We start from the raw sequence: 9,260 nt of genomic DNA, 5'->3' as shown, positions 1-9,260 counted from the left end.
CGAGCGACATCGGGATCGACCTGGTCGCCGCGAACCGTGGTCAGAACGGCTTCACCGCCTGCTCGCCGATGACAAGGTGCTGGTCCTCGCCGTCGTCGACAGCGGTACGTCGCCGAGAACTCCAGCAGGCCATGTCCCGCGTCCGGTGAGATCGAAATCGACGAGTCCGCCACACTGCTCGGCTGCTGGAACGGGCTGGCCAGGACCTTCGGCCCCGAACACGGCGGCGCCGGTGGCCCAGGGCTCGGGCGTCCGGCACCCCGTCTTCGCGTGAGATCCTCTCAAGGAGCCCTGTGAGCACCCTCGGTAGTTTCATCTGGTCGATCGCCGACCAGCTTCGGGGTCCCTACCGCCCCAACCAGTACGGCAACGTGATCCTCCCGCTCACGATCCTGCGCCGGCTCGACTGCATCCTCGAGCCCGACCGGGAGACGGTCCGCGAGCTCGCGCGGAAGTTCGACAATCCGAACCGGCTGAAGATCGAGGTGAAGAAGGCAACCGGTAGGCCGTTCTACAACACCTCCAACTACGGATTCGGCAACCTCCTGGCCGACGCCGACGGGCTGGCGGACAACCTGGCCGACTACCTCGACCGGTTCTCGGCGGACGTGGACGTGTTCGAGTACTTCGACTTCAAAAAGGAGATCCTCGCTCTGGAGAAGGCCGGGCTCCTGCGCGAGATCATCACCTCGTTCAAGGCGATCGACCTGCACCCCGATGTGGTGTCGAACGCCGACATGGGCGATGCGTTCGAGTACATCATCCGCAAGTTCAACGAGGCCGCGAACGAGACCTCCGGCGACCACTACACCCCGCGCGACGCGATCCGGCTGCTGGTCGACCTGCTCTTCGCGGAGAAGGACGTCGACCTGACCGAGGCCGGCATCGTCCGCACCCTCTACGACCCGACCGCGGGCACCGGCGGCATGCTCGCCCTGGCCGAGGAGCACCTGTTCGCGCAGAACCCGGACGCGAAGCTGAGCCTGTACGGCCAGGAGTACAACCCGCAGTCGTACGCGATCTGCAAGTCCGACCTCCTCGCCAAGGGCCACGACGCGACCAACATCGCCTTCGGCAACACGCTCACCGACGACGCCTTCAAGAGCAAGAAGTTCGACTTCTGCATGTCCAACCCGCCCTACGGCGTCGACTGGAAGCAGTACGCCAAGAAGGTCACCAAGGAGCGCGACGAGGCCGGCCCGTACGGCCGGTTCGCCCCCGGCCTGCCGGCGACCTCGGACGGGCAGATGCTCTTCCTGCTCCACCTGGCCCACAAGATGCGGGCGCCCGCGGACGGCGGCGGCCGGGTCGGGATCGTCATGAACGGCTCGCCGCTCTTCAACGGCGCCGCCGAGTCCGGCCCCTCCGACATCCGCCGGTGGCTGCTGGAGAACGACCTGGTCGAGGCGATCGTCGCGCTGCCGACCAACATGTTCTTCAACACCGGCATCGCCACGTATATCTGGATCCTCGACAACACCAAGCACCCCGACCGCAGGGGCCTGGTCCAACTCATCGACGGCACCTCGTTCTGGACCAAGATGCGCAAAAGCCTCGGCTCGAAGAACCGCGAACTCAGCGAGGCTGACCGCAAGCGGGTCGTCCGCCTGTACGCCGACTTCCTCGACGCCGACCCCGACTACTCCAAGGTGCTGCGCAACGACGAGTTCGGCTACTGGACCATCACCGTTGAACGCCCCCTGCTCGGCGAGGACGGCAAGCCGGTCGTCGACCGCAAGGGCCAGCCCAAGCCCGACCCGAAGAAGCGCGACACCGAGAACGTTCCCTTCACCTACGGCGGCTCGACCGCCGGCCGGGCCGGCAAGCTCGAGGTCATCAACGCCTACTTCGGCGCCGAGGTGAAGCCGCACGTCCCCGACGCCTGGATCGACTGGGCCAAGGTCAAGACCGGCTACGAGATCCCCTTCACCCGCCACTTCTACAAGTACGTCCCACCCCGCCCCCTCGCCGAGATCGACGCCGACCTCGAGAAGCAGGTAGCCAAGATCCTCGACCTGCTGCGAGAGGTCGAGCAGTGACAGACAGGCCTTGGCACACAGAGAAGCTTGGACGCACGGCTCTCATCGGAAATGGGTCGACTCCAAGACGTGAGACTGCGGCCTATTGGAACGGTGGAGAGTTCCCGTGGTTGAACAGTTCCGTCGTCAACGAGTCTCGTGTTGGGCACGCTGACCAGTTTGTAACCGAGGCGGCGCTCCGTGAGTGCCACCTGCCAGTCGTTGCCCCCGGCTCGATCTTGGTAGGGCTAACTGGTCAGGGAAAGACCCGTGGCATGGCAACGATCCTCGACATCGAAGCGACGGTGAACCAGCACGTCGCGTACGTGACGCCTGACCGGAGCACCTGGTTGCCGGATTACCTCCTGTGGTCACTCAGGGTGTCATACGGGGAACTCCGGCGCATGAGCGAGGAGAACGGCAGCACGAAGGGCGGCCTCACATGCGAGGCGTTGAAGCAGTACCGGCTGGTCGTGCCGCCACTGAAGGAGCAGCGTGCCATCGCCGACTACCTTGACCGCGAGACCGCCCGCATCGACACGCTCATCGAGGAGCAGCAGCGCCTGATCGAGCTGCTCCGCGAGCGGCGCCGGGCAGTCGCTTTGCACGCGATCGATCAGCAGATCGATGCGGGCGCGACGGCGGACAAACTAGGTCGCTCTGCCCGGATAGGCAACGGGTCAACTCCGAGGCGTGAGACCACCAACTATTGGTATGGCGGAGAGTTCCCGTGGCTGAACAGTTCCGTTGTCAACCAGTCTCGTGTCACGCAGGCCGACCAATTCGTGACCGACGTGGCACTCAGTGAATGTCACTTGCCGATCGTTGCTCCAGGCTCGGTCTTGGTGGGGCTGACCGGCCAAGGAAAGACACGCGGAATGGCAACGCTTCTTGAGATCGAGGCGACGATAAACCAGCACGTCGCGTACATAACTCCTGATCGAGGCACATGGCTGCCGGAGTACCTCCTGTGGTCGCTCAGGGCGTCGTATGACGACCTCCGACGCTTGAGCGAGGAGAACGGCAGTACGAAGGGCGGGCTCACTTGCGAGGCGCTAAAGCAGTATCGACTGGCTATACCGTCCCTCGATGAGCAGCGTCGCGTTGCCACGTACCTTGACGAGCAGACCGCGAAGATTGACTCGCTGATCGGCGAGACCGAGCGGTTCATCGAGCTTTCGAGGGAGCGGCGGGCGGCGCTGATCACGGCGGCGGTAACGGGGCAGGTCGACGTGCGGGAGATGGTCTGATGGCCGACCACCACGAGGTCGTCTTCGAGTCCGAGATCTGTGCGTATCTGGAGGCTCACGGGTGGCTGTACTCGGGGGACGACTTCGGGTATGACCGTGAGCGGGCGCTTTTCCCCGCGGACGTGTTCGCCTGGTTGGCGGAGACCCAGCCGGTGGCGTACGGGAAGGCGTTGAAGGCGGCCGGGTCGGAGGCGAAGTTCCTCGACGTGCTGGCCACGGCGCTCGACAAGCCGCTGGAGCATGGCGGCGGGACGCTGAACATCCTGCGCAACGGGGTCGTCTACGTCGGTGGTGGCCGGTTGAAGCTGGCGCAGTTCCGGCCGGAGACCGGCCTGAACGCGACGACGACTGCGCAGTATGCGGCGATGCGGGTGCGGGTGATGCGGCAGGTGCGTTTCTCGACCGCGGATCAGCGCAGCATCGACCTGGTGTTCTTCGTCAATGGGCTGCCGGTGGCGACGGTGGAGTTGAAGACGGACTTCACGCAGTCACTGGACGAGGCGATCAGCCAGTACCGCAAGGACCGGCGCCCGGTCACGAACGGCCGGCCGGAGCCGTTGCTGTCGTTCGGACATCGGGCGCTGGTGCACTTCGCGGTCTCCAACGACCTGGCGGCGATGACCACCAGGTTGGAGGGCGAGAAGACGCACTTCCTGCCGTTCAACATCGGCCACGACGGCGGGGCGGGGAACCCGCCAGGTGTCGAGGGGCGATCTGCGACGGCGTACCTGTGGGAGCGGGTCTGGGAGAAGGACGCCTGGCTCACCATCATCGGACGGCTGATGATCGTGGAGGCCAGGCAGGAGTGGGACGTCGCGACGGGGACGTCGGTGCGGCGCACCAGCATGCTCTTCCCGCGGTTCCACCAGTGGGAGGCCGTGACGAACATCGTCGACGCCGTGCGCGAGGAGGGCGTCGGCCACAGGCACCTGATCGAGCACTCGGCCGGGTCGGGGAAGACGAACACGATCGCCTGGACCGCGCACCGGCTGGCGCGGCTGCACGTGGACGAGGCGAAGGTCTTCGACTCGGTCATCGTGGTGGTGGACCGGACGGTGCTCGACGGGCAGCTCCAGGAGGCGATCCGGCAGATCGACGGGTCCGGCAGGATCGTGGCCACGATCAGCCCGGAGGACGTCCGCAAGGCCGGCGCGAAGTCGAAGTCCGGGCTGCTGGCCGCCGCGCTCAAGAACGGCGAACTGATCATCGCGGTGACGGTGCAGACGTTCCCGTTCGCGATGGACGAGATCCAGGCGGACAAGGGGCTGAAGGGCAAGAAGTTCGCCGTCATCGCCGACGAGGCGCACTCGTCGCAGTCCGGCAGGATCTCCTCCCAGTTGAAGGCCGTGCTCACCGCCGAGGAGGTCAAGGACCTCGAGGACGGCGGCGAGGTCGCCCTGGAGTCGATGCTGGCGGCACGGATGAGCGAGCGGGCCGACTCGCCGAACATCTCCTACTTCGCGTTCACCGCGACCCCGAAGGCCAAGACGCTGGAGATGTTCGGGCGGAAGGGGCTGGACGGGAAGCCGGTCGAGTTCCACCTGTACTCGATGCGGCAGGCGATCGAGGAGGGGTACATCCTCGATGTACTGCGTGGCTACCAGTCGTACGACACCGCGCTGAAGATCGCCGGCAAGGCCACCGCGGACAACGAGGTTGAGGAAGGCGCCGCGCGTAAGGGGCTGATGCGGTGGGTGAAGCTGCACCCGACCAACATCAGCCAGAAGGTCCAGATCATCGTCGAGCACTTCCACGCCAACGTCGCCCACCTGCTGGAGGGCAGGGCGAAGGCGATGGTCGTCACCGACTCGCGCAAGGCCGCGGTGAAGTACAAGAAGGCGATCGACGCCTACATCGCTCGCCGGGCCGCGGAGGATGCGTCGTACAACTACCGCACCCTGGTCGCGTTCTCCGGGTCGGTGACGATGGACGAGAACGAGGAGTGGACCTCGGAGTGGGGGCCGGCGCCGTCGAGGGACGTCGAGTTCACCGAGACCAACCTCAACCCCGGCGCCGGCTCGGATCTGGCTGCGGCGTTCAAGGGCGAGACCTACAAGATCATGCTGGTCGCCAACAAGTTCCAGACCGGCTTCGACCAGCCGCTGCTCTCGGCGATGTACGTCGACAAGAAGCTCTCCGGGGTCACCGCCGTGCAGACGCTCTCACGGCTCAACCGCACCCACCGCACCGCGGGCGGGGAGATCAAGCGTAAGACGTTCGTCATCGATTTCGTGAACAGGCCCGACGACATCCGGGCGGCGTTCGAGCCGTACTTCACCAACGCGACCCTGGAGACCGAGACCGACCCGTACGTCGTCGTCCACCTCGCAGCCAAGCTCGCCCAGGCCGGAATCTACACCGCCGACCAGGTGCGGGACGTCGCCGAGTTGTGGGTGAAGCGGAAGGGCAACAACGCGCTCTCGGCCGCGATCGCTGCGGCGAAGCACGAGTTCGCGCGCCGCTACGCCGCCGCGATCGAGGCCGACGACACGGTCACGCTCAACACCCTCGACCTGTTCCGCAAGGACGTCTCCACCTACGTCCGGCTCTATGACTTCATGAGCCAGATCGTCGACTACGGTGACCCGCACCTGGAGATGCTCTCCATCTTCCTACGCCTCCTGGAGAAGGTCATCGCCGACTCCTCATGGGCCGCCGAGGTCGACCTCTCCGATGTCGTCCTGGTCGGGGTCAAGCACGAGAAGCGGATCGCCGTCGACATCTCGCTGACCGGCGACGGAGAGCTCAAGGGAATCAGCGCCGCCGGAACCGGCACCCGCAAGGAGCCCAAGTACGTCGCACTCCAGATCGTGATCGACAAGATGAACGACCTCTTCGGCGCCGAGTCCTTCACCGAGTCCCAGATCCGCGAGTTCGTCAACGGCCTGGTCCAGCGACTCCTCGCCTACCCCGACCTCGTCAGGCAGACCCAGGTGAACTCGAAGAAGCAGTTCATGGACTCCGATGACTTCAAGGCCATCGTCACCGAGGCCGTCCTCGACAACCAGGAAGCCCACAACACCATGGCCGACTACTTCTTCAGCGATGGCCCTGGGATCAACGGCGTCATCCTTGCTCTCGCGGACGCCTTCTACGAGGTCGCCACTTCACGGGAGACTGACTGACAGAATGTCCGGCCGGCGTGCTGTCCGTGCTCGGAAAATCCTGGGCGGGTGTGGGGTGCCAGAAGTCGGTCTGGGCCTGTCACCTGGGCTGATGCGGCGGAGCGGGCAGACGGCATGATGGTCAGTTGTGTCCATCCGCCTGCTCTATCTGATCTTCGTGCGGGTGTGCGGTTGGCTGGTGTTGCTCGGTCGTTCGTCGGCATCGAAGGACATCGAACTGCTGGTGTTGCGGCATGAGGTCACCATGCTGCGCCGTACCCAGCCCAAGCCACGCTGGGACTGGGCAGACCGGGCGGTACTCGCCGCCTTGATCCGGCTTCTCCCCAAGGCGCTGCGAACCCACCGGCTGGTCACCCCCGGCACCGCCCTACGGTGGCACCGCCGTCTGGTCACACGGACATGGACTCATCCGCAGCGGACGGGACGACCACCAATCAGTCCGGAGATCGCGGTCCTCATCGAGCGGCTCGCGACCGAGAACACGACGTGGGGCTATCAGCGGATCCAGGGCGAGCTCCTCAAGCTCGGCCACCGGGTCAGCGCCTCCACGATCCGCCGGGTCCTGAAGTCCCTGGGTCTCCCACCGGCGCCCAAGCGGCAGGCCGACACGACGTGGCGGCAGTTCCTGCGCACCCAGGCCTCGACCATGCTGGCCGTCGACTTCTTCCATGTGGACTGTGCCGTGACGCTACGGCGTCTGTACTGCTTCTTCGTCCTGGAAGTCGGCTCCCGCACCGTCCACATTCTCGGGGTCACCGCCCACCCCGACGGACCGTGGACCACCCAACAAGCCCGGAACCTGCTCATGGATCTCGGTGACCGGGCGGCCGACTTCCGGTTCCTGGTCCGTGATCGCGCCGGACAATTCACCGCGTCGTTCGACGCGATCCTCGCCGACGCCGGTATCGGCGCAGTCACGATCCCACCCCGAACTCCGCGGGCGAACGCCTACGCGGAACGGTTCGTCCGCACGGTCTGGGCCGAGGTCACCGACCGGATGCTGATCTTCGGTGAGCGGTACCTGCGCGTTGTCCTGGCCGAGTACGCACGGCACTACAACGGACGACGACCCCACCGCGGCCGCGGCCTTCAACCACCACGGCCCGACCACCCCGTCGCGGACCTGACCCAGGAACGGATCAAGCGCCGACCCATCCTCGGCGGCCTGATCAACGAATACGAACGAGCCGCCTAAAACCCCAGGTCAAGGCCGGTGGCCGAGTTCTGACACCCCACAGGGCGGACGACCGTCACTGGCACTCGGCCCGCTCGGGGTGCTGCCGCACTGGCAGCGGCACGGTGTCGCGCGGTAAGTGGCAGGCCGTTACGGGGCCGACCTCCTCGGCGTCCACAAGTGCGCCCCGGCATCGGCGACCCATAGCTACACGAGGTGACCTGCAGCGCGGAATTGCGATCAGCGACGTAGTGCTCTGCGTAGGTTGGTCAGACTATCAGGCAGATCAACTTCGCCGGCGGCGGCTGTTCCGTTTGGACTGGGGCTCGTCCTCGCCTGACAACGCCGCCAGGACCACTGCCTTCTGACCATCGAAACTCTGAAGCACCTGGTCATGGACGACGTCGGTAGACGTCCCGGTAGTACCTATGAGTCCGGTTTCCACGAGCTTACTGAACATCGTATTGTCTAGGTAGCTCGGGACGTTCTGGTAGCCGAATCGGACCGAGCCTTCACGCGTTCCTTTGAGGCGTGGATCCGTCCGCAGTTGCTCGAAATGCTCGCGAGAGAAGTACATTCCATGAATCATCTCTTCGGTTCGAGGGATAAACGCCTGCGGATGGCAGATCTTGATCCAGCATGGAGTTGCGGCGAGCCTGAAGTCGTCGTGCTCACTCCGTAGCTTCTCCACCTGCTGATCCACGCTCCTCATCCGTTCGAGTTCCTTCACCAAAGATTCATCGCCATTGGGGTAGTAGAAGCCGTTTCGCTGTGCATCAAGCTTCTTGTACTGCACCATAACTAGGCTGCGCTGAGCGACGTTGTAGTAGATGAGATCCACACCTAGAGTGAGTTCAGCGTTAGTCCGGTTGGCGTTGGCGACCAATAGCCGTCGACCATCTCGCGTGAATGTTCTCCACGAGACGTGCCGAGTCCTTTCGCTCAACCAGCCGACCATAGTTTCGGCGTCATGGTTTACGAGATGGTCCTCGAGGGCCGGAGCTGTACCATGCTCCTCGGGGGCCGGAACTGTGCCGATGAAGGGTGGTGGGACTTCGGAGTCGGCCAGACGCCCAGGCGGCGGATCCCACTCAGCAAAGCCGCTTACGTTCATTCCGGCCATGCGGGTCGCCCCGATCGTGGCGTCGCGCTGCAGCGCAAGCACCGCTGCGGCTGGCGAGTTTCCGACAGGATAGCGGTCCGCGTGGGCACCGGCGTACGCTATAGCCTCCCGAAGATCGGGGCGGTGTTCAAGGAGAACCTCGACCAACCTTTTGCCAGTTCCTTCCGGAAGTTGGCCATCGGGAACGAGATACCGTCGATGGCGTTCGGACAGATTCCTGAATAGGTCATCGAGTAGTACTGGGTCGGCGACCTGACGAATCCGCGAAACCTCGAGCTTCTCACCCAGGTCGTCCGTCTGTCGGACGCGGGTCGTCCAGCCAAGCCAGTGGACGCGCGGCGCTCGGTCGCGGTCCGCTGTGACGACAAGCGTCAAGTGGGAACCCTTGTGCCAATTCTTACGCGGCCTTGTGGTAGTCCAAGGAAGATCAAGATCTGAGTCATGATAGCGCCCCCGCCTCCTGAGAAGGTCCGCTTCGTCCTCCGTACACCGGATGATGGCTACCATGGGGGCATTGTGCCCGACCCCCGTCATGGGGCCGCCGTTGGGAGCAGTTTCGGGTGCATCATC

The 9,260-nt window shown here is 64.7% G+C and carries 5 protein-coding genes; 4 read left to right on the top strand and 1 reads right to left on the bottom strand.

The window, feature by feature from the left end:
• The first annotated feature begins 293 nt into the window (after positions 1-293).
• The 4 genes from MJ783_RS12590 (at position 294) to MJ783_RS12575 (ending at position 7,588) form a co-directional block, all read left to right on the top strand.
• Positions 294-2,039 (top strand): class I SAM-dependent DNA methyltransferase, encoded by a 1,746-nt coding sequence (locus MJ783_RS12590; RefSeq protein WP_239310605.1) that lies wholly within the window; start codon positions 294-296, stop codon positions 2,037-2,039.
• Positions 2,036-3,268, top strand: a complete 1,233-nt coding sequence (locus MJ783_RS12585) for a restriction endonuclease subunit S (protein ID WP_239310604.1) — start codon at positions 2,036-2,038, stop codon at positions 3,266-3,268. Before MJ783_RS12590 ends, MJ783_RS12585 begins: the two co-directional genes overlap by 4 nt.
• A complete protein-coding gene (locus MJ783_RS12580) occupies positions 3,268-6,393 on the top strand; it encodes a type I restriction endonuclease subunit R (protein WP_239310603.1) in 3,126 nt (1,041 codons plus the stop codon). Before MJ783_RS12585 ends, MJ783_RS12580 begins: the two co-directional genes overlap by 1 nt.
• A 127-nt stretch (positions 6,394-6,520) precedes the next feature.
• Positions 6,521-7,588 (top strand): integrase core domain-containing protein, encoded by a 1,068-nt coding sequence (locus tag MJ783_RS12575; protein ID WP_239310602.1) that lies wholly within the window; start codon positions 6,521-6,523, stop codon positions 7,586-7,588.
• 265 nt (positions 7,589-7,853) lie between these two features.
• Here the strand turns inward: MJ783_RS12575 and MJ783_RS12570 are convergent.
• A partial coding sequence (locus MJ783_RS12570; protein ID WP_239310601.1) for a hypothetical protein occupies positions 7,854-9,260 on the bottom strand: 1,407 nt, incomplete at its 5' end.

This window comes from Protofrankia sp. Cj3, assembly GCF_917627355.1.
In the GTDB taxonomy this organism is placed as follows: domain Bacteria; phylum Actinomycetota; class Actinomycetes; order Frankiales; family Frankiaceae; genus Protofrankia.
The sequence above is the reverse complement of the archived record's forward strand: the minus strand, read 5'-3'. Positions and strand labels throughout refer to the sequence as shown.

Bases quoted from the DNA above. Each gene is read 5' to 3' on its own strand.
- MJ783_RS12580 (WP_239310603.1), top strand. From the start codon at position 3,268: ATGGCCGACCACCACGAGGTCGTCTTCGAGTCCGAGATCTGTGCGTAT.